A 24,572-nucleotide genomic window follows, 5' to 3' on the forward strand; every position below is an offset into this window, starting at 1 on the left:
AACTATACTTGACAACTATCACCAAACCCTATTTAAAAAATCAATAAAACGAATGTTATGGAAATACAATTTTAGACATTCATCATATCACAACTATTGCTGCTGATGCACAGCATAATTTCAATTTTCACTCTATAATTTAAGGATTTTAAGAATCGGCAGTAAAACACAATCTTCGCCCGGTGTTACCCTCCTATGCAGAGCAAAATTATTTCAACAAAAAAAATCTTTTTAAAATCTTCAAAAGAATCTATATCAGTTTGGTAATTCCAGCTTACAAATTCATCTATTTCAAAGTTGATGACTGCTTCATTCTTCAAAAATCAAACAATAAAAAAGCCCCAAGAAGTATTGGGACTTTGTTTTTTAAGGCTGTATCATCGCTTGCAAAGGCTTGAGCTGTTCCATATCTATATTGGCTTTCTGCATCAAACGCATAAGATTCAAAACATCTGTCGGATTCATATCATCACCTATAACCCGCACTACCGCAAAACCATTTTCTTTTTTGTTGGCATACAACACGAATTCATCAATGTGTTCGTCCTGGCCGACAAAATAAATAGCACCGCCTTCTTTTCCTGAACCTACCCTCATCAATTGCTGATAGCTTTTATCTTTCAGTATTGTATTTACCTTTTCACGCTCTTCATCAAACTTTTTCACGTTTACTGAATCGGATTTAAAAGCCAGGACATTAATCTTCTTAAATGACTCCAAAGCCTCTTTTTCTTCCGTTGAGAGCGATACTTTATCTACGTTGATGAAAGTCGGCGCCAAATCCAAAGAAATAAAATCTTTATTATCTGAATTGGCCACAAAATATTTCTGTAATGTAGGCTTTTGTTCACAGCCTGCAAAAAGCAATGAAATAAAAAGCCCGATGTATAAATACTGTTTCATACTATTATTTTTTTAAGCAATAAAAATCGCCATCCTTCGCTAATGGTTAAATGGCGATTTTACGAGTTATTATTTAGAAGCTTTTTTCAGCGAATCTCCGCCCGGTAATTTCATTTTTTCCGTTAACGATGAAATTTCGTCAAGATCAAAGTTCCCGGTTAAGGAAAGCAATACGGTTTCGTTTTTAGAACCCGAGCCTTCAACAAACATAAGAAGTTCTTTTACCTGATTACTGTTTGCGCCGGATTTCACATAAATCTTAACAGCTTTACCCCCGTCATTGATACGCATCAACTCATCCAAAGGATTCGATTTCAAATAACTGTTCATTGTCGCCTTCATTTCAGAAGCCGGTTTTGCACTTGTTGTAGTAAACACTCTCAGATTGTCTAATTTTTTAAGCAGACTCATATAAGTCTGAGCTTCTTTATCGGAAGCATCAACTTTTACTTTGCTCATTAATTCAAACATTTTCTTGTTTACGATTACTGATGTAACATTTTCCTGTCCGTCAAACTTATCAAAAGCAGTTTGAGCAAATATAGTTGTTGAAAACAGGGCTATTACTAAGGTTAAAAATAACTTGTTCATTTTTTGATTATTTAAAGATTGTTTTTGTTGTTTGATTGTACTCATTTACATAGTCGATACTTTTTACGCCTTCATTTACGTTTTCCGAAACCATTTGCAACGCTTTCTGAGTTTCTTGGAAAGCCAATTCCGGATCATCGAAAGTACCCAGATCTTTATTCGCAGGCTGTTCCAATTTTTGATTCAGATTCATAAAGTAAAGCGTACCGGACAAAACTGCAATACTGGCCGCCACGGAAATCCACGCTACATAATTTCGTTTTCTGGGTTGTAGTGGAACCGTTCTGGTAAATTGCTCTTGTTTTGCCTTACCAAAGTAACCAAAGATTGCCTTGTATTGTTCCAGATGGGGCGCCACATCTGAAGATAAAAAGTATTCTTTCAATGCCTTTTCTTCAGCAATACTGGTTTCTCCTGCAAAGTATTTATCAACTAATATTTCAATTTTATGCAATTCCATAATTATGTTTTTTAACCACTTGTTCTCTTATTTCTTTTCTCGCTCTTGAAAGGGCAACCCTTACGGCGGTTTCATTCATCTCCATTATTTTTGCTATCTCTGCAAATTCATATTCTTCAATATCCCGCATCTGAACAATCAGTCGTTGTTGTTCTGGTAAGCTTTCGATTATTTTCTCCACCAAACTCCAACTGTCTTTGTCCTCAACCTGCTTCTGAACGCTTGCTGCCCTATCGGAATAATTATTGTGGACAATCTGCAAATTGGATGCCCTTTTTGACTTCAGCTGATCGAGGCAGTAGTTTTTGGTCATCGTCATCGCGAAAGCTTCCACACTGGAATAATTCGAAAGAACATTGTTGTTTTTCCATAATTTCACCAAAACTTCCTGCGTTGCGTCTTCAGCTTCTTCGGTGCTCACAAGCAGCCGCTTCGCCATCCGAAACAACTTGTCCTTAAAAGGAGTAATCAAATTCACAAACTCCTGTTGATTCATAATTACTTTAGTTTGGTGTTGGTTTATAAAATCTAGACGAACTGCTCTTCAGTTTGTTACAAGGTACAATAAAAAAATACAATCTTTTTTAAAACAGAAAAATCCCGATGCTTTCACACCGGGATAAGAAGCCTACTCTTAAAGGATAATTACTACTAAATTTGTATGCTATATTTTTCTAGTTATTGAAATAAAAACCATTAGGAGAAGTCCCTACTGTATATTGATGCAAAACTGTCCCTGTCGCGGAATAAACATACACCTTTCCCGGATCTGCATAATTGCCAGCATCTGCCACATATACAGTATTGTTTTTTACTGCAAAACCATAAGCAGATGCAACTCCTTGAGCAGAAGTACTAAATGCTACATTAGTTGGCAGTGTCGTTGCATTTAATGTAGTAGTATACACTCCGGCACCTACGTTATAATAAATTTTATCATTATCAATATCCATATTCGAAGGATGCGTTAAACCGGGGAAATCAATTGAAGAGGCAATAGTGTTATTGCTCAAGTTCACTTTAACTAATTTTCCTGCTGTTTCAGGAGCTGCATAATCCGGTCTTCCATTACACAAAACATATAAGGTTCCATTGTGTTTCACTAAAGAAGACGGCACATCACCTACCTCAAAATTTGTTTCAACTGTATTGGTGTCAGAGTTAATCACTGATATCGAGTTGCCTTGTCCCCATCCGCCTTTGTGAGCTACATACACTTTCCCGTTATTTTCAATCATTTTTTCCGGTCCTTCTAGTACCTGAATAGAAGAAGTAACAGTATTCGTAGTAAGATTTACCACTGCCACATAATCATCCGTTGCACTAGAACCGTCTCCCCAGTTGGTTACATAAGCTTTTCCGTTTGCAAAAGCAATGTATCTTGGATTGCTAAGCCCGGAACTGATAGTTGCAATACTTTTAAAAGTGTATCGGTTTACAATTTCAATTTTGTTTGACGCATTCACAACAATGTAAGCCAAATCACCATTAAAATTAACACTTTGCGGAGTATCCCCTAATGTCATCCCAGGATTTACAAGAGAAAATACGTTATTCTCGATGGTGTTCTCATCAGACAAATAGGATACCATTCCGTTTGAGTTTCCAAAATTCCCTTCATTAACAACAAACAGTCCGCCTTGATAATCACCACGAGGTGCTTCATTCGCTGGGGCATCATCATTATTACATGATATAAGAAATATCGAACTCGATACAAGAGCAAAAAATAATTTAGTAAACTTTCTCATTTAATATTAAAAATTTAAGGTTAGATACGCGGTATAGTTTCTTCCGGGCATTGTCCTACCCGGCATGCTTTCATATTTTTCGCCCCAGACATTCAACACCTGAAAACCAAGCTTATATGTGTTTTTGTTTCCGAAATCATAATCAACACCAACATTCCCGACAGCATAATCTTTTACCACGAGCACAGGATTATTTAACGGCGTTGTAAAAACTTCCCCATTGTACAGGTACTGAAAATATGACGAAACTTTTTTCCAATTGTATGAGACCGAAGCTGTCATTTTATGAAAAGGAACAAAGATTAATTGCTTATAAACCAATTCTCCCTGTTCCGGTTGTTTACTTTCAGAAATTGTATAAGCGTATGTGCCGTTGATTGAAAAATGATGGTTCTGCACTTTTTTCTTCCATTCCAGAAGTACTTCAGCCCCGTAAGCCCTTACTTCTTTTGTATTTTCCGGTGACCAGCTGTCGCTTCCTGATGAAGAAGGCACCCAACGAAGCAGGTTTTTTATTGAATTATAATAAGTGGTCACTGATAACAAAGAGTTATTGGCAAAAAACTCATTTCCTACTTCAATCTGGTACGACGTTTCCGGTTTTAAATCAGGATTACCGCTTCCTTCCCAATACAGATCATTATAAGTCGGCATTCTAAAATTCTTGGAACCATTTACCTTTACCCGGTAAAAATCAGTAAATGTATACCGACTCCCTAAGGAAAAAAGAAAAGGATTTCCATAATTATCTGTTATTTCCTGACGAATACTGGCCGTATAATCCCATTTTTCCGTTAGCAAATGACGTAACAGAACACTCGCCGAACCTATTTTCCGCTTTACTTTATCTATACTCGATCCAAATCCTTTATTTTGGGTAAAATCAAATATTGAATTGATTTTAATCTGACTGTTCACATCAAATGTTAAATCATACTTCGCTATGAACGTCTCGACATTACCATACGTAAACAATTCCGAATTGATATTTGGAAAATATTTGTACGATTCCCCCAGATGAGCCACTTTCAATCTAGAAACGAAACGATCGAACAAGACTTCCCATTCAAGCAAGTTTCTTGTGTTATAATCCTGGTATTTTGTTCGTGTTGCCGTGGGCGATGTCAGTGAGAAATGGCGTTCCCCATCAAAAAACTGGCTATAGAATTTCAGTGTATTCTTCGAATTGATCCTATACCCTAAGGAGGTATTCATACTAGTGTTATAATAAGCCCCATTAAGGTTTTTCTGATTTGTATCCGGATATTCATAATCATTGTCCGAACTGTTCCTTGAAATACTTACCTGCGCACTGTACTTTTTTGATGAAATCATGGCACGGTAATTACCACTGTAGGTGTCAAAACTACCGTAACTGAAATACACATCATTGGAAAATTTATCGTTAAAGCGCAAATCATTATTCAGGTGAATACTCCCCCCTATCGCACTGCTTCCGTACAATACGCTTCCACCACCGGCTTTAACGGAAATCGAATTAAAATCCCTGATCCCTACAGTATTAAAATCGGTTTGACCTAAAAACTGCGAATTGATATTGATCCCATTCCAAATAACTGCAGTCTGGGCACCGGTTGTCCCTCGAAAAGAAGGTGAAGAGGTCATTCCCAAGCCGTATTCCTTAAAATAAATTACCGTATTATAATTTAACAATTGGGTTAATGATGGCTGGCTTTTCTTTAAAATGGAATCATTCAGATTCTGAACAGATTGGGAACTTGTAAAGTTTTTTAGTTGCGTATCGGAAATAACAACTTCCTTAAGCTGATATATAGTGTCCTTTTGCGCCAAAACAAATTGGCTCAACAACAGTAAAATAAATAAAAGTAGTTTTTTCGCAGTCATAATTTCTGAACCTTTTTTCCCGAAAGTCCGATATTTGTTACGAAAAAGGCAGGTCTCCTGGCTTGCGTCCTGTTGTTTACCTTCCCATTTTGAATTTAGAATTTAGAATTCAGAATTTAGAGTTTCTTCTAATTTCCGACTTCTACTTCCACATTTCTCAACAGTGGTTTGTAGATAACAACAGGCTTTACAGCTTACAGTTGCGGGAACAGCTTAGGATTTAAAACCTAATTCCCTTTTAATGCAGTTTGAAATAATCAAATCGCAACCTTAATCGGGCGCAAATATAAAGTTATAATTATCAAAAATGCAAGTGAATCTGTGATTTTAAATGATTTTTTAAACAATAAGCAAAAAACCACTAGTCTCTCATCTTATTTTACAAACAATTCCTACCACTGAATTTTGACTACAGAACCAAATTCAACTTTATTCTGAAAAGCATCTTTTAAAGGCAGATTATTGATTTTACATAAAAGGCTTCGGATTACTCCGGCATGGGTTACGAGAACAATAGGTTTTGCTGCGTCCGACGAAAAAGTAGTTTCCGCAAAATCAATGACTCTATTGTATAATTCGGTGAACGATTCTCCGTTTGGGACTTTTATATGCACATAATCTTTCATCCACGGATTGAGTTCCTCCGGATTTATGTCATCCCACTTTTTCATTTCCCAATCGCCAAAACTCATTTCCATGAGTCTTACATCGGTTTCATAATTACCATCCGTTAAATAGTCTGCCAAAACTGTACATCGCTGCAACGGACTCGAAAAAAAAACTGCATTTGAAGGAATCTGCTCTTTAATGCTTTCAAAATGATTTATAAAAGGTTCAAGCAGGCCAACATCAGATTGGCCATAACAAATCCCCTTTCTGCAGACGGTTTCTGTATGTCGGACTAAATAAATTTCCATATAGCAATAGCTGAAAGATAAAAAACAACTTCACAAACCTGCTGAGTTGCCCCCAAACAGTCTCCGGTATAACCGTCAATCCACTTCTGAAAATAACGCACCAAAAAAAATCGGGTTAAAAAAACAGGAATCAATACAAAAAGGAATTGCCACTTAAAATAAGACAAAACAAGAAGCGGCAACAACCCGAAAAAGAAAGCACCCATCACTTCCCTCCAGGTGAATTTCTGGGCGATCGGCTTGCTTTTACTTGAAGCATCCTCACGCGAATACTGATGTGTAAAAACTATCGAAACTGCCGCCAATCTGCTTATAGAGTGTGCTGTGATAAATAGTAATAAAAAAACAAGATAAGGATTCAGGCTAATCATTTCAGCATTTTTTAAGAGTAAATCTGTTGACATGAATTTTGTCAGCAAGAGCAACACGATGCCGATGGCACCATACACACCAATGGCACTGTCTTTCATAATCATCAGGATTTTTTCCTTGGTCCAGCCTCCTCCAAAACCATCGCAAACATCGGCAAAACCGTCTTCATGAAAAGCACCGGTAACCAAAATGGAAGCTATCATCGAAAACAGCACGGCAATTTCAGGAGCAATCAGATAATCAAAAACGGAATAGGCACAAAATGCGACGCTTCCAACAATCCAACCAATCAAAGGAAAATAACGTGATGCTTTGTTGAGATAATCTGGATCATGATTGATGTTCTTCGGACAAGGAATCCGGGTATAAAACATCAAAGCCGTAAAAAATATATGTAACTCTTTTTTCATTTGAATTGGAACGCGGATAAAACGGATGCATGCAACGCGGATTAGCACCTATTTTTTTATTTATAATTTAGATTATTCTGGATAATACAACTGAATCTTGTAACTCCAACTGCTCACTGAGACTGGCCAATCACTTATTACTCACCCCAGCACTTTCGAAACTCGCCATTTCATTCAAAAAAGCTACTGCTGACTGTACAATAGGAAACGCAACGGCACAACCTGTTCCTTCACCTAACCTCAGATCGAGCTGTAAAATTGCTTTTACTTCTAAATAATTCAACAGTTTTATATGGGCTTGTTCGGCCGATTGATGGCTGAAAACAGCGTTTTTGATAATCGACGGATTCTTTTTGAAGGCAATCAAAAAAGCCACGCTACAAATGAATCCGTCTACCAGAATAAGCATGTTATTTTTATACGCTTCAAGCATTCCTCCTGCCATTTGAAGAATTTCAAATCCGCCAAAATAAGCGAGTTTTTCATCTAGAGAGTCATTCCCTTCATAGCTGACAATCGCTTTTCTCAAAATTTCATTTTTGAATCGGAGCTTTTCATCATTTACACCCGTACCTTTTCCAACGCAGTCTTCAATTGGAATTCCGGTGATGACACTCATCAATACCGAAGCCGTAGAAGTATTCCCGATACCCATTTCCCCAAAACCGATGCAATTGCTACCTTTTTGTGCAATGGCCGAAACAATTTCGCCTCCTTTCTCAAAACAAAGCTCCAATTGTTCTTTGCTCATGGCCGGACCTTGTAAAAACGATTTGGTTCCGCGGTCAATTTTTGCGGCTATTAAATTGGAAATCGGTGCAAAATCATAATTCACTCCCGAATCCACCACGGACAACTGAATATTATGCTGTCTGCAAAACACATTAATGGCAGCGCCTCCTTCAAGGAAATTAGCAACCATTTGTCTTGTGACATCCTGAGGATACGCACTTACTCCGTGATTGGCAATCCCGTGATCGGCAGCAAAAACCACGATATTCGGCTGAAGAATTTTGGGCTCAAGTGTTTTGAAGACAGTTCCGATTTGCTTTGCCAAAACTTCCAGAATTCCCAAAGCGCCTGTTGGTTTGGTCTTATGGTCGATTTTATGCTGCAGCGCTGATTCGAATTCGGTTGAAACATTTTCAAGTGCATTTTCTACAGTCGAATTATCACCCGATTCAGTTTTATGAAGGATGGAAATTTCCTCCACAAAAGGTTTTTCCGATTTCTGTTTCCACTGCAACTGCTGGAGCATTGGCTGGTTGTTGTAATTGGTTGCAGGCTTTCCGATACAGAAATAGCCCAGCGGTTCAATATATTCGGGGAAACCCAATAATTTCTTAAACTGATAGTAATTCAGAATAGAAACCCATCCCATCGAGTAGCCTTGTTCCGTAAGCGACAACCATATATTCTGGGCTGCACAAACGGCGCTGAATTTTATCGCCTCATTGCTTCCGACAGTTCCAATGGTAAAATTATTCAGAACCGAACGGTCATAACAGATAACCAAGCCCAGCGGAGCTTCTTGAATGGCTTCGAGTTTTAAGTTTTTGTATTGTTCTTTCTGATTGAGGTTATCGGTCTGATTGGCCGCTTTTTCATCGTATTCCAGAAATAAGTCCTTAACGGCTTTTTTAATTTCGTCTGATGTAATCAAATAATATTTCGTAGCATCGGTCAGACCAACGGAAGGTGCCCAATGCCCTGCCTGCAATGCTTTTTCAATGACTTCATCGGGAACAGCATCATTTGTAAAATGGCGTGTGTCCCGGCGCGATTGTAGAATTTCGTATAAATCTGTCATCTAAAAGTAATCTTTTTAAATTATGCTTCCCAAACCACAAAACAGTAGTTGTTATGAGTCGTCGTAGTGTATTTAGGCAGTACAATCGCCTCCGAAAATAAAGGACAATTTACGACTAAAGTATGAAATTCACCATTTTCACCGCAAGGGTCAATTCCTTTTTCTTCTAATTCGGCAGCCAGCTCTTTGGTTAGTATTTTCCCTAAATATTGTTCACCCATTTGGTTGTTACAGGAAACTATCATCGTTTCAACACCTGCTTTAATCATTTCATGAACTAATGCAATACGGTCTTGTTGCCAAAGCGGTAAAACTGCCTTCAACAACGCAGCTTCACAAACTTTATCTTCCCAGTCTTTATGTGATTGAATATCAATATCGCCAAAGACGGCTGCTTTCAAATCATACGTATTATTCAAGTGCTGGAGTATTCCGATAAATTTCTCTTCGTAATCGCCCCAAGTCGCCGGAACCGCTTCAAGTGGTAATTGCATTTTCTGAGCCTGCTGCTTAAGAATTTCCAAAGCCAATCCGTGAGAGCGGGAAATTTTTCCGTTTTCGTTCATCATATTCAGCAACACCTTTGGGACAAAACCGGCAGCAACCGCTTTCATCATGGCATAGCAACTGTCTTTTCCACCACTCCAGGAACTTACAAAGTTCATTACTGTCCTTTTATTTTCACTGGAATTCCGGATACCATCAGCACAACCTCATCGGCATTTTTAGCCAGGTATTGGTTCATCCAGCCCTGCAACTCGGTAAATTTTCTACCGATATGAGTATCCGCATGCACGCCCATTCCAATTTCATTGGTGATAATTATGATCTTTGCATCCTGCTGATTCGCAATTTTATCGAATTCTGCCTTAGCCTGTTCAAGACTTGCCTGCACATCGTTTTTGGTATCAACGAAAAAATTAGTTAGCCAAAGCGTTACGCAATCGACCACAGCTACTTTTCCGGAGAAATCGATTTCGCTCAAGTGCTTTTCGTTTTCAACATTAATCCATCTTTCATCACGATCTTGCTGATGGCGGTCAATACGTTTTTGGAAATCATCGTCCCATTTTCGAGCCGTTGCAACATACATAGGATTAGTTGCTAAATCTTTTGCCAGATTTTCAGCATATGAACTCTTACCGGAGCGTTCTCCTCCTGTTATCAAATAAATCATCTATTCTATTTCTTCTATTTTCTATTTTCTCCTCTCTATTTTCTCCTCAAAAGCTGTCTGATAGAAACCAAATGTCCGAACAAAACAATCGGAACTATAAAAACAGGCAACCAGATAAACGGAAAATTCAAGAGCGCCACATTCGGTTGATCAAACGCAAATTGCTGTAGGGGTAACGGCATCGATAATACTGCATTTACAACAATATTGATTAAAAGTCCGAGACAAATAAAATTCCACACCAAAATAACTTTTCTGCTCAATAATGCTTTTCTGAATCCGAAATAAGCAATAAAAGGAGCTGAAAGTCCGGCAAAGATATCAAAATTACGGCCTGCAAAAGTCATTAATTCCGGAATGGTTTTATGCAGGAACAACCAATACAGAACAATTTCAACCGCAACTCGTACGGTGTTTAAATAAGTAATCTGCAATAACGGTAAAGAATCTATGAAACGCCGCCCTTTTTCGGAAACAAACAAATAAATCATCAAAATTAGTACAGGCCAAACTCCGAACATCGCAATCTTAGGAGGAAACGCATCCGGACTGGAATTATAAAGATTATTAAGCGATAGAACACCCTGTAAAGCCAGCCAGGCAATCATGCCATAAACAATACCGTTTGCTTTTTGCCTTACTCCTTCATCATTGGAATTCTTGACTATCTGATGAAAAAAGATTAAAGTTGCCACAGTAGTTAGCGCAAAAACAATTGAAATGTAGAGTGGTAAATTGACTATCATGATTCCTATGTTTTTATAGTAAATGTAAGCTATTTTTCCGACATCATTTTATCGTTCCTTTTCAAAGCCATAGGGACAGTGTCGGCATCCGTTTTCGCAACAATGACCTCTTTTTAAATGGAACCATTCTTTAAAAACATAGTTTCCGTTCTCGATATAATAATCGATTCCTTCAATAAGACGGGTGGTTTTCGGAAGATCTTTCGCCCGATTTTCAATTGCAGATTCCGCCGAAACAGTCGCAACATAGTCCTCGATTTTTACGGCACAGGCATTTTTAAAACAACCCGGACAAAGGCAATCGATAACATCTATCGGAGCGAAAATTGGCGGAAAATCATTGCACCAGCATTTTTTTCCTTCAGGTGTGTCCCCACAATTAAAAGCGGTTCCGCAATTGGAACATTTTTTTACTTTTATGACATTCATGGGGTAAAGATATTATTTGTTCCTTTCTGATGAGTCAAAAATAAGCAGGATTTTTTTGCAAATTCTTATACCTTTGCGGACATCGAAATACAACATAATGAAGATTTATTTTTATAAAATGATGTTTATTTTCTTTCTTCTGACCTTCGTCGGATGCAAGAAAAATGAAAAAATAACAACAGAAAAAAACGTAAATACCGAAAATACAATCAAATATGCCAGCGGACTTGCGATTTACGAATACGATGGCTATTCCGTGGTTAAAGTGACCAATCCGTGGCCAGATGCGAGCAAAGACTTCACTTATGTACTGAAGGAAAAAAACGCTGTAGTTCCAGATAGTTTACAAAATCATATTTCAATTCAGGTACCTTTACAGTCAATCGTTGTTACCTCAACCACCAATGTTCCTTTTTTGGAAATGCTGGGAGTTGAAAACAAACTGGTTGGATTTCCGCATACCGATTATATTTCATCTGAAAAAACACGTGCCCTGATTGATAAAGGCTTGGTAAAAAATGTTGGTCAGAATGAAAAACTCAACATGGAGCAGCTTATCGATCTGGCTCCCGAACTGATTGTAACCTTCGGCGTAGACAACAACAATCCAATGCTGCAGAATCTGGAAAAAAGCGGATTGAAAGTGATGATTCAGGGTGATTGGATGGAACAGTCTCCGCTTGGAAAAGCCGAATGGATAAAATTATACGCTGCCTTATTCGGTAAACAGAAAGAAGCCGAAAAATTATTCAACAGCATAGTAAAAGACTACAACCAAGCCTTGGAATCAGTTAAAAATAGCAAAGCCGAAACCACGGTTCTTTACGGGTCAATGTATCAGGACCAGTGGTATGTTGCCAAAGGAAACAGCTGGGTAGCTCAGTTTTTAAGGGATGCCAAAGCAGATTATCTTTGGAAGGATGTTGAAGGAACCGGAAGTTTGGGATTATCCTTCGAAAACATTCTGGACAAAGCCAAAAATGCCGGATGCTGGATTGCCGCAGGGCCTTATAAAACCTTATCGGAACTCGAGGAAAGCAATCCGCATTACAGTCAGTTTGACGCTTTCAAAAAGAAAAACGTTTATACTTTTGAAGCAAAAGTGGGCGCTACAGGCGGAACGGTTTATTACGAATTGGCACCCAGCCGACCGGATCTGGTTTTGAAAGATTTCGTAAAGATCTTCCATCCAGAGTTAGTTCCCGATTATACCTTTACCTTTGCACAAAAGCTGAATTAAGTTGGCAAACAAAAAACGAAATACGATTTTATTTATTCTCCTTGGTTTGGGACTGATTGCACTGTTTCTTATTAACATCAGTTTTGGTTCCGTAACCATTCCGTTCAAAGAAGTTTTCAACAGTCTGACCGGAGGTGAGGCAGCCAAATCAGCTTGGGAGTATATCATTATCAATTATCGTTTACCAAAAGCCATTACGGCGGTACTTGCGGGAATGGGACTTTCCATAAGCGGATTGCTGATGCAGACCCTTTTTCGAAACCCGCTTGCCGGACCCGATGTTTTGGGATTAAGTTCCGGCGCCAGTCTGAGTGTGGCATTTGTAATATTGGGCGCCGCTTTAATGCCTTCCTTTTTAAGTAACGTTTTACTTTCTTCCTATGGTTTGGTTTTAGCTTCAACATTCGGAAGTTTTGTTGTTTTGATAGCCATACTTTTAGTGTCACAACGTTTACGCGACACCATGGCGATTTTGGTCATGGGACTGATGTTTAGCAGTTTCACTAATTCGTTCGTAAGCATACTGACGTATTTCAGTTCGGCGGAACAATTGCAGAAATTCACTTTCTGGTCGATGGGGAATCTCGGCAATTTGTCGTGGACTTCCATCCTACTGTTATCTATCACTGTGGCATTTGGGTTAGCCATGGGACTCATCAGCGTAAAACCTTTGAATGCACTTCTTTTAGGCGAAAATTACGCCAGAAGTTTAGGATTAAATTTCAAAAGAACCCGATTACTTATTTTATTTGCCACCAGTATTTTAACCGGAAGCATTACCGCTTTTGCAGGTCCGATTGCCTTCATTGGCCTTGCGGTACCTCATATTGCCAAACTGCTGTTTCAAACGAGTAATCATTTCGTTCTCTATTGGAGTACATTGCTTTTGGGAGCGGCCACATTGCTGATCTGCGATGTCGCTTCGCAGCTGCCGGGAATGGAAGTAACCTTACCGATTAACGCCATAACTTCTCTGATTGGTGCTCCTGTGGTGATTTGGCTATTAGTTAAGAAAAGAAAGATGATGAATTAACGGTAATACTATCCGATGACAAAAACGATCCTACATACCGATAATCTCACCACCGGCTACAAGTCTAAATCGGGGGAAACTGTCATTGCTGAAAATCTGAACCTAAAATTAAGCTCAAGTAAGCTGACCACTTTAATCGGGGCGAACGGAATCGGGAAGTCAACTTTATTAAGAACTATTACTGGAATCCAAAAACCTCTGGCGGGCAGTGTTTATCTCAACGATAAAAAGGTAACCGATTACGAACCGCTGGAGCTGGCACAAAACCTCAGCGTTGTATTAACTGAAAAATTACCACCGAGCAATCTGACTGTTTTCGAATTGGTTGCTTTGGGACGTCAGCCGTACACTAATTGGATTGGAACCTTAACCGAAGAAGATATACGTAAGGTACACGAAGCCATGGAACTCACGCAAATCAGTCATCTCTCAGCCAAAAAACACTATGAAATCAGTGACGGGCAATTACAGAAAGTACTGGTCGCACGGGCATTGGCACAAGACACCAACCTGATTATTCTCGATGAACCGACTACCCACTTGGATTTGGTTCACAAAGTATCGCTTTTCAAATTACTGAAGAAACTCACCCACGAAACTGAAAAATGTATTTTATTTTCAACACATGATGTTGATCTGGCCATTCAGCTGAGCGACGAAATGATTGTCATGACGCCCGAAAAAGTAGTTCAGAACGAACCCTGCAATTTAATTTCGGACGGAACCTTTAACACCATCTTTAAAGACGAAAATATCTTTTTTGACGCAGGTAGAGGCAAATTCATCATTCAATAAACTAGAAATCCCTGAAGGTTTTTGTAACTTTATACTTCAAAATTCATGACGTATGAAAACAAAAACATTACTTGCTTTGGTACTGACTATTTCTTCAACAGTACTGGTCCAGGGACAACTGAAAGCTGTTTCTTATGCTGATGGTAATCAAAAATTAGAAGGTTTTTCCGGTAGTCCGAAAAAAAGCAACCCAAAAAAAGCAGGCGTTTTAATTTTACCTGCCTGGATGGGAATCGACGCGCATTCGAAAGAAAGTGCCGAAGCATTATCAAAATTAGGGTATTATACTTTTGTAGCTGATATTTATGGTGTAGGCAACAAACCAACCAGCGCACAGGAAGCCGGAAAAAAAGCCGGTCATTTCAAAACCAATTACAAAGAGTATCAGAAACGTATTCATTTGGCTTTGGAACAATTAATTAAATCAGGTGCAAATCCCAATGACATTGCTGTAATCGGTTATTGCTTCGGAGGTTCCGGGGCTTTGGAGGCGGCAAGGGCCAATATGAACGTAAAAGGAGTGATTTCCTTTCATGGCGGTTTAGGACGTGACGCCGCAAGGTCAATTGAACCTATTAAACCAAAAGTTCTTGTCTTGCACGGCGCCGATGATTTCTATGTTTCCGAAACCGAAATCAAAGCGTTTCAGGACGAAATGCGCACCTCGAAAGCAGATTGGCAAATGGTGTATTATGCCGATGCGGTTCACGCATTTACACATAAAGATGCAGGGAACGACAAGAGTAAAGGTGTTGCTTACAACGAAAAAGCAGACAAGCGCTCCTGGAAAGCCATGTTGGACTTCTTCGATGAAATTTTTAAATAATAATAAGAACTACACTATGAGATCTTAGGCTATCAACGTATTTAGATAACAGGAAAGCTGCAACGTTTTTGTTGTAGCTTTTTATTTTCGCACAATCGGCGTTACTTGGATTTCTCCCCTATTTTTAATCGACGTTTATATAACTAAAGGATAGTTTAATAATGACATAGCAGTGCTATATCAGTACTATATCAGTGCTATATCCATACTATATCACTAAACAATTCATAATGAAAACCGTTAGCACGGATTTACAATCCGAACCGATAATAAATATCAAACCAGGTCTCATAAAACAATTTCCAGATCATTGTCTAAACCGGTAGAATATCTATTTGAACCAAGAAATATTTAATAATGATGAGATCCCTCCTATCATCGGGATGACAGAACGGAAATAAGTCGGGGCTTCGATAGCCTCAGCCACCGTATGGTTTGATGAGATCCCTGCTATCGTCGAGATGACAGAACGGAAAATAAAGACAGGACTTCGAGAACCTAAGCCACCGTATGGTTTGATGAGATCCCTGCTATCGTCGGGATGACAGAACGGAAATAAAGACGGGGCTTCGAGAGCCTCAGCCACCGTATGGTTTGATGAGATCCCTCCTATTGTCGGGATGACAGAAAGGAAATAAAGACAGGACTTCGAGAACCTCAGCCACCGTATGGTTTGGATGATAAAAACCATCAACCATTTTAAACAAAAAAGGCCCTATAGCGGGCCTTTAATTTTTATGATTCCTGAGATTATTTTTGCTCGTAATCGTAGTTAACCATCCAGTTGATTCCGAATTTATCCGTGCACATTCCGAATAAAGCACCCCAAAATGTTTTGTTCAACGGCATAGTTATAATTCCGCCCCCTGAAATTCCTCCAAAAATTCTGTCAGCCTCTTCTTCACTGTCTGCATTGATGGAAATGGTAATATTGTTCCCTTCTTTAAAATTATCACCAAAACCTGCAGCCGCATCACTCCCCATTAAAACGGTGTTCCCGATAGGCAATGAAATGTGCATTATTTTTTCTTTGTCTTCTTCTTTAATCGGATATTCAGACGGCATGTCTTTATATTTCCCTGAATAAGAAAAATCGCCTCCAAAAACTGATTTGTAAAAATTAAATGCTTCTTCGCATGTACCGTTAAAGGTAATGTACGGATTAACTACTGCCATATTTTTTATAAGTTTTTTGATTAGAATCAAATTTAAAAAATAAACTAAAAGAAGTAAGAAAACTTTCGGTTAATTCTATCCACAGCATACCAAAAAATAATTGCCAGCAGACAAATCATGAAATATTTCAATACAATGTAACCGAAAGTCCTTTGAGGTAAAAATTCATACACTAATCGGACCGCATAAGGATGACATAAATAAATGCCTAAAGAAATGGATGGGTTAATTTTCAAATTAGAAGAACATTGCTTTTCTACCACTATTGAAAACAAAAGCACGCTCAAAGGCAGTATTGCTATACTAAAATCCAAGGCACCAATTTTAAGGGTATAATACAGATACACTTCGGCAAACAAGAGTATCCAAAAAGGCATAAACAGAAAGTTGATTTTGGCAACGGCTTTCCGCCAAGACTCGTATAACGTACCCAAGACCAAAAAAGGATAACCCATAAAAATAAAATTACGGGACGTCCCTGTTACCTCATATAATAATTTCAAAGCCGGGACATCATTAAGTAGATTGATTTTATAAGCCAACTGAAAGACATACCCGGCAAAAAACAACAGCAGGGCCATTATTATTTTTTTCGATACGGACTGCATTCTCAGGAAATACAGCATGAAAACGGCACACACTGTTGCCTGGAGGTACCATAAATGCCAATATCCGTAAACCAATTTTAAAACCAGATCAAAGGTCGAAAACCGTCCCAATTTGTAAAACCGAATCAGATCAGGGAGATAAATAAGCTGCCAGACCAAAAAGAGAATCAGTATACGTTTTGCGTATTTAATCAGGTAGGCTTTATCGTTTAATTTGTTCCGAAGTAAATAACCGGAAATGATAAAGAAGGTGGGAACGCCGATTCGGGTAATGCCGTTTACTATTTCATAAGAGAGTATTCCCTGAATTCCTTTTAATCCGGAAACCGGGAAAATATGCAAAGCCACAATCAGAAAAGAAAGACCTAACTTTAAAATATCGATTGAGGGATTGCGGCTTGCCATAGAATTACTTTTTCAGGCCAATCTGCCTTTTGGCTTCCCCTACCACAAAAGCAACGGAATTGGCAATATTATAGCTTCTGATTTTATCCGACATCGGAATGGTCAGATGGTTTTCAAACTGGCTTAACACCTCCTGGCTTAACCCGACACTTTCTTTCCCGAATACCAACCAATCGCCATCCTGAAAATCCGTTTCAAGATACGATTTTTCGGCATGGGAACTCATCAGAAAAACGCGTGACAAGTCCGGAATCTGTGCTTTCCATTCGGCTACATTCTGATATTCATACCAATCCAGATGTACCCAGTAATCCAGGCCGGAACGCTTTAAGTTTTTATCGGTTATCTCAAATCCAAACGGATGAATCAGATGCAGCCTGCATCCGGTTCCCACACATAAACGACCTATATTCCCGGTATTATTCGGGATTTCCGGTTCCACTAAAACTACATTTAACATATTTTCTTTTGGTTATTTGGATAGTTGAAAGTCGGGCACTTCTAAAACTTCTCCAGCTTTTAATCCGTGTAAATCAATTGTTCCCACACGCATGCGAATCAACCGCAACGTTGGTAACCCCACTGCAGCCGTCATCTTACGCACCTGACGAAACTTTCCTTCGGTCAATGTAATCGAAAGCCAGCTGGTTGGTCCGTGCCGTTCATCACGAATACGTCTGCCCTCGCCTATGCAGTCCGGCAAATCGGTAATGATTCTTGCTTCACATTCTTTGGTCACATATCGGATGCCTTTAAAACCGATTTCAACACCTCTTTTTAGTCGCATTATGGCTTCTTCGGTTACGATGCCATCCACTTGCGCAAAATATTCTTTTTCGACAGTCTTACTCCTTACAAGTTCACTCATCATTCCGTCGGTAGTCAGCAGCAGCAATCCCTCGGAATCTTCATCTAAGCGACCGATAGCCATAGTTCCTTCGGGAAAATCAAACAACTCCCCCAGCTTTTTCTTAGCACGCTTCTTCTCATAGATAAACTGACTTAAATAGCCATGCGGCTTATGAAGCAGAAAGTGTTGATGCATAGACTTTTTTTTTTACAAAAATACATTTTATGTTTTATCGCTTGGTTAAAGTGTCGTAATTTTATGACTATTCATTTCAACCTTCGTCCACTAAAAAAAGATTCAATGGCAACAAGCGAAAGAACAACAATTACAGTTACCGCAACAGTTAATGCTACTGTGGATAAAGTATGGAAAATCTGGACACGACCGGAACATATCAGCCAATGGAACAATGCTTCCGACGATTGGCACACCCCACAGGCGACTAATGATTTGAGGCCAAAAGGAAAATTTATATACAGAATGGAAGCCAAAGATGGCACTTTTGGTTTTGACTTTCGGGGAACTTACAGCAACATCAAAATCAACGAATTAATTGAGTATGCTCTCAGCGACGGAAGAAAAGTACGCATTACGTTTGAAGCCGATGGTAATTTGACGACTGTCACTGAAACCTTCGAGCCTGAAGAGGTCAATTCTTTAGAGATGCAGCAAAGCGGTTGGCAAGCCATACTTGACAATTTTAAAAAACATACTGAATCCACTAATCAAGACATACTATGAAATCACAAATTTTTATCAACCTTCCGGTAAAAGATCTTGGAAAAGCAATGGACTTTTATACTAAAATCGGATTCACCAACAACCCGCAGTTTACAGACGACACCGCTGCCTGCATGGTTTTTAGTGAAGAAATTTTTGTAATGCTTGTGACACACAACCGATTTAAAGACTTTATCGTAAAAGAGATATCAGACACTTCAAAAACTACCGGGGTTATCAATTCTTTATCCCTGGAAAGTGTTGCCAAAATGAATGAAATGGCAGATAAGGCTGTAAAAGCAGGCGCTGTGGAATACAATGAGGCTAAAGATTATGGTTTTATGCAGTTGCGCAGTTTTGAAGATCCTGACGGTCACTGTTGGGAAGTTTTTTATATGGACACCAGCAAAATCCCTCAAAAATAAAAACTTATAAAAGCATGAAAAATCCAATATATCCTTGTCTTTGGTTTGAGGGAAATGCCAAAGAAGCTGCCGATTTTTACTGTAACGTTTTCAAAGAAACAAAAATTACCGACGAAAACCCAATCGTGGTAATGTTTGAATCTGCCGGGCAAAAATTCATGTGCCTTAACGGAAATCCGCAATTTAATATGAATCCTTCCATCTCATTTTTTGTGGTATGCGAATCGGAAGAAGAACTTATGAAAGCATGGAACATTCTGATTGATGGAGGTTCTGCACTTATGGCGTTGGACAAATACGAATGGAGCGAAAAATACGGTTGGGTTCAGGATAAATTCGGCGTTAACTGGCAATTGTCTTTTGGCAAATTGGCAGATGTAGGGCAGAAATTCACCCCAACGCTAATGTTTACCGAAAGCATGCACGGCAAGGCAGAAGAAGCCATCAATTTCTACACATCGGTATTTAAAAACTCGGACGTAGTTGGGATATTACGTTATGCCGAAGATGATCATGATATTACCGGAACCATTAAACATGCCCAATTCAAACTGAACAATAATGTTTTCATGACAATGGACAGTGGTTTGGCAAAAGGCTTCGGATTTAATGAAACTATTTCTTTTGTTGTGGAATGCGAAGATCAGGAAGAAATTGATTATTTCTGGGAAAAACTAACCGAAGGCGGAGAAGAAAGTATGTGTGGTTGGCTGAAAGACAAGTATGGGGTTTGGTGGCAAATCGTCCCTGCTATTCTGGGAGAATTGATGAGTAATCCTGAAAAATCACAAAAAGTTGTGGAAGCCTTTATGAAAATGAGAAAGTTTGATATTCAAACATTACTAAGCGTATAACTTGCTTTCAGGAAAAAATTATCACAATCATATGTATTTATTGCGTCTCTTATAAAAATAAATAAAATTCCTACTTTATTTTTTCTTTCTTACGAAAAAATATATTACTTTAGTTACACATTTAACATGTTAACTAAATAGGAATCCGTATGAATAAGCAGACCTTTTTAGAGAATTTAAGACGACCATCGAGGTTCATCGTTTTACTGATACTATTTTTAACATGCTCCTCGTTTAAACATTTCAGTCATCGTTCATCAAAAAGATCCACTAAAGAACTGGTATTCGTTTCGTCGGAATCAAATTTTAAAAAGAGGCCAATACAAATAGTAAACACATCCGATTTAGGTTCGGGCTTTCGAAGAAGATTGGTTTCAAGTACACATCTTTTGATGGCCATACCATCTGAAACAGGAAAAAATTATACCGTTGCCCCAAGTGAAGTCAACTTAAACAATAAAAAGTACTTCATTTGGGGCAACGTCATTTTCCTCCTATTGGTAATATGCCCAATGGTTTTGTATTACAGGTCAACGTTAAAAAATCTTATCCGTTCCAAAAAAGAAACTGAAGAACAAAATAACGATTTAACAGTCGCCAATAAAGAATTGTATCGTTTCGTATACAGCGCTTCTCATGATTTACGATCCCCAATCAACTCGGTAAAAGGTCTGATCGAAATTGCTCAAGAGGAAGAAAATGTCCACAAAATAAAAGACTATTTAAATTTAATGCATGAAAGTCTTACGCAGCAAGATCATTTTATCAGTGACATTATTGATTATTCCAGGAACAAGCGAAAACATCAATGTATAGAATTAGTCAGTCTGGACAAATTGACAGACGAGATAATTTCCCAGCATCTGTACATGAAAAAAGCAAATTCCATTACCTTTAAAAAAGACATCTCGGCCGACAAAATTATTATCGATAGTTTAAGAGTGCGAATCATACTTAATAACCTTCTCTCAAATGCCATCAAATATTCTGATGACAATAAACACAACAAAGTGATTACAATCAAAACTTATGAAAATCGCTCTTTTTATGTGATTGAAATTGAAGACAACGGCATAGGAATCAACCGGGAAAATCAGGATAAAATTTTTGACATGTTTTTTGTCACTAATGAAAAAATGGGGTCCGGCCTCGGACTATTTATCGCCAAAGAAGCTGCCGAATGCCTTAACGGAAACATTGCGGTACATTCAGAAAAAAATATTGGTACTACCTTTACGGTAGCCCTTCCCAAATTAGAAATAAACCAAGTCTAGTTTTCTGCTAAAAAATTCGTGTTTTTTTTAATACTGGAACGTAATTCCTGCACCCCAGTCCATATCACTGTCGTAGTGCGTTGACAAGGACCAATATTTTGTCATTATATATTTCGCGCCTATCGTCCATTCTTTATCCGTGTTCCACATACCGCGCAAACGCAGTCTTTCCGTCACGGGAATATCATCTCGGGAAAAACTGAATCTTATTTTTGCGTCAGAATCAATTCGGGCATCGGCGACAATAAACCATGGCATGGTGTATTGCACTCCCATTGAAAAAACACTTCGCTGATCTTTAGTATTCGTCTGATTGAATATATTCGTTTCGTCTTCTCCTCCCGGGCGATAACGAAAATCCCATCCCACATAAGGCATCAAAAACTGGTTTTTACCTAAAAGCCTTCCAAATCGAAGTTCATTTTCATATCCATATTCTTTTTTAAAACCAACATGCCATTCGGTTTGCAGCATCCAGCGTGTATTTGAATACCGAATTTCCCCATCGCTACTGTTGCTTTCCAAACCGATTTCAGCACCCAGGTAAAAACGACGGTCGTCCGCATAGACTTTACGCAGCGCTTTTTTCGGGTCTCCTAATTCCGGATTAACAGGCGAGTTTTCGTAGCTGAAAATTTTCCCCATCCCCGACATCATGTGATACAGAATATGACAGTGAAAATACCAATCACCGTAATTTTCTGAAGCATGGAACTCAATCACGTTGGTTTCCATCGGCATGATATCCATAACATTTTTTAGTGGAGAATAATCGCCTTTTTCATTGACGATTCGGAAGAAGTGACCGTGAAGATGCATCGGATGGCGCATCATCGAATTGTTTTTCAGAATGATGCGGACATTTTCTCCTTTCTTTATCAGGATCTTATCGGTTTCGGATATCGTTTTATTGTCCATTGTCCAGACATACCGATTCATGTTCCCGGTTAATTCAAACGTAAATTCCCGAAAAGGAACATCCGGCAGCTTCGATTTTGTAACCGATTGCAGCATATTGTAATTTAAGGTCACCTTATCTACCTCTGGAGTTTCGGCATGATTGTGATGAATTCCATCCGTCTTTTTATCCTTTTCCTCCGAATAACTTCCTGTGATTTCAGGATACATTACAGCGTTCATATCCATTTGCTGCAGACTCATATTCATGCCCATGTCGTTCATTTTTCCGCCCACTGTCATCATCTCATTCATCATTTTCATCCCTTCAAAATACTTTAGGCGCTCCATCGGTTTTATTGGCTTTTTGGAACCTTCCCCTATCCAAAGCGATACCGATCCCGTCCGGTCTTCCGAAGTAGCTGAAAATTCATAACTCCCTATTTCAGGGATGGTGACTATAATATCATACGATTCGGAAACCCCAACAATCAATCGGTCAACAGCAACCGGTACAACATCGACACCATCACTGGCAACTACTTTCATTTTTCCGCCTGAAAACTGAAGCCAGAAATAGGTTGAAGCACTTCCGTTTATGACCCGAAGTCGTATTTCTTCACCTGGTTTTGCATCGGAAACCGATTCGGACAGATTACCATTGATAAGGAATCTTTCATAATAAACGTCGCTCACATCCATAGCCATCATGCGTTTCCATTCATTTTCCAATTTGGTGGAAAAATGACCTTCTTTAATCGCCTGAGCATAATTTTGCGTTGCCCCTTTTTTTATCGCATACCAATCGGTTGCCTGATGCAATGAGCGCTCAATTTGATGCGGATTTTCATCACTCCAATCGCTCAACAAAACGACTTTCTCTCTTACCTGAGAAGGTTCTTTTTTATGGATGATAAATGCACCATACATACCGCTCTGCTCCTGCAACATGGTGTGTGAATGATACCAATACGTTCCGTTTTGGACTATCGGAAAACGATACACCGCTTCGGAATGGGGCTTGACAGGAGCTGTGGTCAAATAAGGAACCCCATCCATTTCGTTGGGCAAAATAAGTCCGTGCCAATGCAAAGACGTTTCGTGATGCATGTGATTATGAACATGGATTTCTGCAATATCTCCTTCAGTAAATTCTAAGGTAGGCGCTGGAATCTGACCATTAATGGCTATTCCTGGTTTTGTTTTTCCCGTGTAATTCACCAGCGTATCCTTTACATGCAAATCGTAACGTTTTACTTTTTGTCCGATTGCCACAAAAGAGACCAATGTCAGGAACCATAAAAGGAACAGCCTTTTCATAATCACACTTCTTAATTAATAGTTTTCTTTACGCTGCCGCATGTTAGCATCGCTTTCCCGTAATATGGATTCTTTACGGTATTGGAATCATCAAGCCAGTTGACTTTCTTCATGGGGCAATTAATAATATACAGCTCTTGACCGGCAAATACTTTTTGCTCCGCCAATGCAATCATCGAACCTGAGATTTTACCGAATCCGGTTCTTATTTCCTCCAGCGAATCCGATTTCGCATAAATATCTAAATAGGCCGCCAAAAATTTCAGTTCTTTTTGTTGAGATGCTTTACCTGCGGTAACAGGTTGCAAGTCCTGAACATCGGTTTGCATTTGTTTTAAAGCGTCTTTTGCATTACCAACATTTGAGGCAACCAAAGCATCTTCCACAGCCAGGTAATCTTTTAGCAGTCGATTCCACTCTTTGTCTTGGGCCTGAGTTGTCATAATTCCTGCCCAACTCATCAGGATAATAAATAAGGTCTTCATTTTTTATTGGTTTTGAGTTAATGATTCGATTTTAAATCCAGCATTAGTAACTTGTTTCACAAGCATTTCTTCATCCAGATTATCAATACTGACGGTTAAAATTTTGTCTTTATTTGTGGTATCCACTTCCCATCGATCTTCACCTAGCAACGGATTTAGAATCGGAGACACTTTGGCCACACAGCCGGAGCAATTAATATTGGTTTTGAATTGTTTCGTTTTTGTTTTCATA

Annotated in this window: 28 protein-coding genes and 1 riboswitch; of the genes, 8 read left to right on the forward strand and 20 right to left on the reverse strand. The window is 38.8% G+C overall.

From position 1 onward, the window contains the following. Window positions 1-366: 366 nt before the first annotated feature. The 13 genes from LZF87_RS14065 to LZF87_RS14125 all read right to left on the reverse strand — a co-directional run bounded on the left by LZF87_RS14065 (window position 367) and on the right by LZF87_RS14125 (window position 11,432). Window positions 367-903 carry a DUF4252 domain-containing protein gene (locus tag LZF87_RS14065; protein ID WP_244339915.1) on the reverse strand — a complete coding sequence of 179 codons (537 nt, stop codon included), beginning with the start codon at window positions 901-903 and terminating at the stop codon, window positions 367-369. Window positions 904-972: 69 nt separating this feature from the next. Further along, on the reverse strand, window positions 973-1,494 hold the full coding sequence (locus LZF87_RS14070) for a DUF4252 domain-containing protein (protein WP_244339916.1): 522 nt from the start codon (window positions 1,492-1,494) through the stop codon (window positions 973-975). A 7-nt stretch (window positions 1,495-1,501) separates the two neighbouring features. Further along, window positions 1,502-1,954 carry a hypothetical protein gene (locus LZF87_RS14075; protein WP_244339917.1) on the reverse strand — a complete coding sequence of 151 codons (453 nt, stop codon included), beginning with the start codon at window positions 1,952-1,954 and terminating at the stop codon, window positions 1,502-1,504. Beyond that, entirely contained in the window at window positions 1,941-2,450 is a 510-nt protein-coding gene (locus LZF87_RS14080) for an RNA polymerase sigma factor (RefSeq protein ID WP_244339919.1), read from the reverse strand. The genes LZF87_RS14075 and LZF87_RS14080 overlap by 14 nt, the downstream gene beginning before the upstream one ends. Window positions 2,451-2,628: 178 nt before the next feature. Then, on the reverse strand, window positions 2,629-3,705 hold the full coding sequence (locus LZF87_RS14085; protein ID WP_244339921.1) for a YncE family protein: 1,077 nt from the start codon (window positions 3,703-3,705) through the stop codon (window positions 2,629-2,631). 6 nt (window positions 3,706-3,711) lie between these two features. After that, window positions 3,712-5,571, reverse strand: coding sequence for a TonB-dependent receptor plug domain-containing protein (locus tag LZF87_RS14090; protein WP_244339923.1), 1,860 nt, complete (start codon window positions 5,569-5,571; stop codon window positions 3,712-3,714). 30 nt (window positions 5,572-5,601) lie between these two features. Beyond that, a riboswitch (cobalamin riboswitch) is annotated at window positions 5,602-5,859 on the reverse strand. 104 nt (window positions 5,860-5,963) lie between these two features. After that, the gene (gene cobC, locus LZF87_RS14095; protein WP_244339925.1) at window positions 5,964-6,488 is read right to left on the reverse strand and encodes an alpha-ribazole phosphatase; all 525 of its coding nucleotides are present in this window, start codon (window positions 6,486-6,488) and stop codon (window positions 5,964-5,966) included. After that, window positions 6,473-7,270 (reverse strand): adenosylcobinamide-GDP ribazoletransferase, encoded by a 798-nt coding sequence (locus LZF87_RS14100; RefSeq protein ID WP_244339927.1) that lies wholly within the window; start codon window positions 7,268-7,270, stop codon window positions 6,473-6,475. The genes cobC and LZF87_RS14100 overlap by 16 nt, the downstream gene beginning before the upstream one ends. Before the next feature lie 130 nt (window positions 7,271-7,400). Continuing rightward, window positions 7,401-9,080 carry a nicotinate-nucleotide--dimethylbenzimidazole phosphoribosyltransferase gene (gene cobT / locus LZF87_RS14105; RefSeq protein ID WP_244339928.1) on the reverse strand — a complete coding sequence of 560 codons (1,680 nt, stop codon included), beginning with the start codon at window positions 9,078-9,080 and terminating at the stop codon, window positions 7,401-7,403. 20 nt (window positions 9,081-9,100) lie between these two features. Continuing rightward, window positions 9,101-9,745, reverse strand: coding sequence for a diphthine--ammonia ligase (locus LZF87_RS14110; RefSeq protein WP_244339929.1), 645 nt, complete (start codon window positions 9,743-9,745; stop codon window positions 9,101-9,103). Continuing rightward, the gene (gene cobU / locus LZF87_RS14115) at window positions 9,745-10,257 is read right to left on the reverse strand and encodes a bifunctional adenosylcobinamide kinase/adenosylcobinamide-phosphate guanylyltransferase (RefSeq protein WP_244339930.1); all 513 of its coding nucleotides are present in this window, start codon (window positions 10,255-10,257) and stop codon (window positions 9,745-9,747) included. The genes LZF87_RS14110 and cobU overlap by 1 nt, the downstream gene beginning before the upstream one ends. A gap of 35 nt (window positions 10,258-10,292) precedes the next feature. Then, window positions 10,293-11,003, reverse strand: coding sequence for a hypothetical protein (locus LZF87_RS14120; protein ID WP_244339931.1), 711 nt, complete (start codon window positions 11,001-11,003; stop codon window positions 10,293-10,295). Between the two features lie 48 nt (window positions 11,004-11,051). Next, window positions 11,052-11,432, reverse strand: a complete 381-nt coding sequence (locus LZF87_RS14125) for a DUF5522 domain-containing protein (protein ID WP_244339933.1) — start codon at window positions 11,430-11,432, stop codon at window positions 11,052-11,054. A gap of 97 nt (window positions 11,433-11,529) precedes the next feature. Here LZF87_RS14125 and LZF87_RS14130 point away from each other — a divergent pair, with 97 nt between their 5' ends. From LZF87_RS14130 to LZF87_RS14145, 4 genes are read left to right on the forward strand one after another with little or no spacing between them, the layout of a single operon-like run. After that, a complete protein-coding gene (locus LZF87_RS14130) occupies window positions 11,530-12,672 on the forward strand; it encodes an ABC transporter substrate-binding protein (RefSeq protein WP_244339934.1) in 1,143 nt (380 codons plus the stop codon). Window position 12,673: 1 nt separating this feature from the next. Beyond that, window positions 12,674-13,705 (forward strand): iron ABC transporter permease, encoded by a 1,032-nt coding sequence (locus tag LZF87_RS14135; RefSeq protein ID WP_244339936.1) that lies wholly within the window; start codon window positions 12,674-12,676, stop codon window positions 13,703-13,705. A 15-nt stretch (window positions 13,706-13,720) separates the two neighbouring features. After that, entirely contained in the window at window positions 13,721-14,500 is a 780-nt protein-coding gene (locus tag LZF87_RS14140; RefSeq protein ID WP_244339937.1) for an ABC transporter ATP-binding protein, read from the forward strand. A 52-nt stretch (window positions 14,501-14,552) separates the two neighbouring features. After that, window positions 14,553-15,326 carry a dienelactone hydrolase family protein gene (locus LZF87_RS14145; protein ID WP_244339938.1) on the forward strand — a complete coding sequence of 258 codons (774 nt, stop codon included), beginning with the start codon at window positions 14,553-14,555 and terminating at the stop codon, window positions 15,324-15,326. Between the two features lie 750 nt (window positions 15,327-16,076). Here LZF87_RS14145 and LZF87_RS14150 read toward each other — a convergent pair. The 4 genes from LZF87_RS14150 to LZF87_RS14165 are packed head-to-tail and all read right to left on the reverse strand — an operon-like array spanning window position 16,077 to window position 18,560. Beyond that, window positions 16,077-16,502: a VOC family protein gene (locus tag LZF87_RS14150; RefSeq protein ID WP_244339940.1), complete on the reverse strand. Its 426-nt coding sequence runs from the start codon at window positions 16,500-16,502 to the stop codon at window positions 16,077-16,079. 44 nt (window positions 16,503-16,546) lie between these two features. Beyond that, window positions 16,547-17,515, reverse strand: a complete 969-nt coding sequence (locus LZF87_RS14155; protein ID WP_244339942.1) for an acyltransferase family protein — start codon at window positions 17,513-17,515, stop codon at window positions 16,547-16,549. Between the two features lie 4 nt (window positions 17,516-17,519). Beyond that, window positions 17,520-17,975 (reverse strand): tRNA (cytidine(34)-2'-O)-methyltransferase, encoded by a 456-nt coding sequence (locus LZF87_RS14160; protein ID WP_244339944.1) that lies wholly within the window; start codon window positions 17,973-17,975, stop codon window positions 17,520-17,522. 12 nt (window positions 17,976-17,987) lie between these two features. Beyond that, window positions 17,988-18,560 (reverse strand): pseudouridine synthase, encoded by a 573-nt coding sequence (locus LZF87_RS14165; RefSeq protein ID WP_244339946.1) that lies wholly within the window; start codon window positions 18,558-18,560, stop codon window positions 17,988-17,990. 105 nt (window positions 18,561-18,665) lie between these two features. Here LZF87_RS14165 and LZF87_RS14170 point away from each other — a divergent pair, with 105 nt between their 5' ends. From LZF87_RS14170 to LZF87_RS14185, 4 genes are all read left to right on the forward strand, one after another. Continuing rightward, on the forward strand, window positions 18,666-19,106 hold the full coding sequence (locus tag LZF87_RS14170; protein WP_244339948.1) for an SRPBCC family protein: 441 nt from the start codon (window positions 18,666-18,668) through the stop codon (window positions 19,104-19,106). Then, window positions 19,103-19,510, forward strand: coding sequence for a VOC family protein (locus tag LZF87_RS14175; RefSeq protein ID WP_244339950.1), 408 nt, complete (start codon window positions 19,103-19,105; stop codon window positions 19,508-19,510). The genes LZF87_RS14170 and LZF87_RS14175 overlap by 4 nt, the downstream gene beginning before the upstream one ends. Window positions 19,511-19,524: 14 nt before the next feature. Then, the gene (locus tag LZF87_RS14180) at window positions 19,525-20,364 is read left to right on the forward strand and encodes a VOC family protein (protein WP_244339952.1); all 840 of its coding nucleotides are present in this window, start codon (window positions 19,525-19,527) and stop codon (window positions 20,362-20,364) included. 149 nt (window positions 20,365-20,513) lie between these two features. Next, window positions 20,514-21,638 carry a sensor histidine kinase gene (locus LZF87_RS14185; protein ID WP_244339954.1) on the forward strand — a complete coding sequence of 375 codons (1,125 nt, stop codon included), beginning with the start codon at window positions 20,514-20,516 and terminating at the stop codon, window positions 21,636-21,638. A 27-nt stretch (window positions 21,639-21,665) separates the two neighbouring features. Here LZF87_RS14185 and LZF87_RS14190 read toward each other — a convergent pair whose 3' ends face one another. The 3 genes from LZF87_RS14190 to LZF87_RS14200 are packed head-to-tail and all read right to left on the reverse strand — an operon-like array spanning window position 21,666 to window position 24,571. Then, on the reverse strand, window positions 21,666-23,855 hold the full coding sequence (locus tag LZF87_RS14190; protein WP_244339956.1) for a multicopper oxidase domain-containing protein: 2,190 nt from the start codon (window positions 23,853-23,855) through the stop codon (window positions 21,666-21,668). A gap of 11 nt (window positions 23,856-23,866) precedes the next feature. Beyond that, window positions 23,867-24,340 carry a DUF3347 domain-containing protein gene (locus tag LZF87_RS14195; protein WP_244339958.1) on the reverse strand — a complete coding sequence of 158 codons (474 nt, stop codon included), beginning with the start codon at window positions 24,338-24,340 and terminating at the stop codon, window positions 23,867-23,869. A 3-nt stretch (window positions 24,341-24,343) separates the two neighbouring features. Next, window positions 24,344-24,571, reverse strand: a complete 228-nt coding sequence (locus LZF87_RS14200; protein ID WP_244339960.1) for a heavy-metal-associated domain-containing protein — start codon at window positions 24,569-24,571, stop codon at window positions 24,344-24,346. Between the last annotated feature and the right edge of the window lies 1 nt (window position 24,572).

The sequence above is a fragment of the Flavobacterium enshiense genome (genome assembly GCF_022836875.1).
GTDB lineage: Bacteria > Bacteroidota > Bacteroidia > Flavobacteriales > Flavobacteriaceae > Flavobacterium > Flavobacterium enshiense_A.

What these genes read in the sequence shown, in the direction of transcription:
- LZF87_RS14065 (WP_244339915.1), bottom strand. Translation starts at nt 903, where the DNA reads ATGAAACAGTATTTATACATCGGGCTTTTTATTTCATTGCTTTTTGCA.
- LZF87_RS14070 (WP_244339916.1), bottom strand. Translation starts at nt 1,494, where the DNA reads ATGAACAAGTTATTTTTAACCTTAGTAATAGCCCTGTTTTCAACAACT.
- LZF87_RS14075 (WP_244339917.1), bottom strand. Translation starts at nt 1,954, where the DNA reads ATGGAATTGCATAAAATTGAAATATTAGTTGATAAATACTTTGCAGGA.
- LZF87_RS14080 (WP_244339919.1), bottom strand. Translation starts at nt 2,450, where the DNA reads ATGAATCAACAGGAGTTTGTGAATTTGATTACTCCTTTTAAGGACAAG.
- LZF87_RS14085 (WP_244339921.1), bottom strand. Translation starts at nt 3,705, where the DNA reads ATGAGAAAGTTTACTAAATTATTTTTTGCTCTTGTATCGAGTTCGATA.
- LZF87_RS14090 (WP_244339923.1), bottom strand. Translation starts at nt 5,571, where the DNA reads ATGACTGCGAAAAAACTACTTTTATTTATTTTACTGTTGTTGAGCCAA.
- cobC (WP_244339925.1), bottom strand. Translation starts at nt 6,488, where the DNA reads ATGGAAATTTATTTAGTCCGACATACAGAAACCGTCTGCAGAAAGGGG.
- LZF87_RS14100 (WP_244339927.1), bottom strand. Translation starts at nt 7,270, where the DNA reads ATGAAAAAAGAGTTACATATATTTTTTACGGCTTTGATGTTTTATACC.
- cobT (WP_244339928.1), bottom strand. Translation starts at nt 9,080, where the DNA reads ATGACAGATTTATACGAAATTCTACAATCGCGCCGGGACACACGCCAT.
- LZF87_RS14110 (WP_244339929.1), bottom strand. Translation starts at nt 9,745, where the DNA reads ATGAACTTTGTAAGTTCCTGGAGTGGTGGAAAAGACAGTTGCTATGCC.
- cobU (WP_244339930.1), bottom strand. Translation starts at nt 10,257, where the DNA reads ATGATTTATTTGATAACAGGAGGAGAACGCTCCGGTAAGAGTTCATAT.
- LZF87_RS14120 (WP_244339931.1), bottom strand. Translation starts at nt 11,003, where the DNA reads ATGATAGTCAATTTACCACTCTACATTTCAATTGTTTTTGCGCTAACT.
- LZF87_RS14125 (WP_244339933.1), bottom strand. Translation starts at nt 11,432, where the DNA reads ATGAATGTCATAAAAGTAAAAAAATGTTCCAATTGCGGAACCGCTTTT.
- LZF87_RS14130 (WP_244339934.1), top strand. Translation starts at nt 11,530, where the DNA reads ATGAAGATTTATTTTTATAAAATGATGTTTATTTTCTTTCTTCTGACC.
- LZF87_RS14140 (WP_244339937.1), top strand. Translation starts at nt 13,721, where the DNA reads ATGACAAAAACGATCCTACATACCGATAATCTCACCACCGGCTACAAG.
- LZF87_RS14145 (WP_244339938.1), top strand. Translation starts at nt 14,553, where the DNA reads ATGAAAACAAAAACATTACTTGCTTTGGTACTGACTATTTCTTCAACA.
- LZF87_RS14150 (WP_244339940.1), bottom strand. Translation starts at nt 16,502, where the DNA reads ATGGCAGTAGTTAATCCGTACATTACCTTTAACGGTACATGCGAAGAA.
- LZF87_RS14155 (WP_244339942.1), bottom strand. Translation starts at nt 17,515, where the DNA reads ATGGCAAGCCGCAATCCCTCAATCGATATTTTAAAGTTAGGTCTTTCT.
- LZF87_RS14160 (WP_244339944.1), bottom strand. Translation starts at nt 17,975, where the DNA reads ATGTTAAATGTAGTTTTAGTGGAACCGGAAATCCCGAATAATACCGGG.
- LZF87_RS14165 (WP_244339946.1), bottom strand. Translation starts at nt 18,560, where the DNA reads ATGCATCAACACTTTCTGCTTCATAAGCCGCATGGCTATTTAAGTCAG.
- LZF87_RS14170 (WP_244339948.1), top strand. Translation starts at nt 18,666, where the DNA reads ATGGCAACAAGCGAAAGAACAACAATTACAGTTACCGCAACAGTTAAT.
- LZF87_RS14175 (WP_244339950.1), top strand. Translation starts at nt 19,103, where the DNA reads ATGAAATCACAAATTTTTATCAACCTTCCGGTAAAAGATCTTGGAAAA.
- LZF87_RS14180 (WP_244339952.1), top strand. Translation starts at nt 19,525, where the DNA reads ATGAAAAATCCAATATATCCTTGTCTTTGGTTTGAGGGAAATGCCAAA.
- LZF87_RS14185 (WP_244339954.1), top strand. Translation starts at nt 20,514, where the DNA reads ATGAATAAGCAGACCTTTTTAGAGAATTTAAGACGACCATCGAGGTTC.
- LZF87_RS14190 (WP_244339956.1), bottom strand. Translation starts at nt 23,855, where the DNA reads ATGAAAAGGCTGTTCCTTTTATGGTTCCTGACATTGGTCTCTTTTGTG.
- LZF87_RS14195 (WP_244339958.1), bottom strand. Translation starts at nt 24,340, where the DNA reads ATGAAGACCTTATTTATTATCCTGATGAGTTGGGCAGGAATTATGACA.
- LZF87_RS14200 (WP_244339960.1), bottom strand. Translation starts at nt 24,571, where the DNA reads ATGAAAACAAAAACGAAACAATTCAAAACCAATATTAATTGCTCCGGC.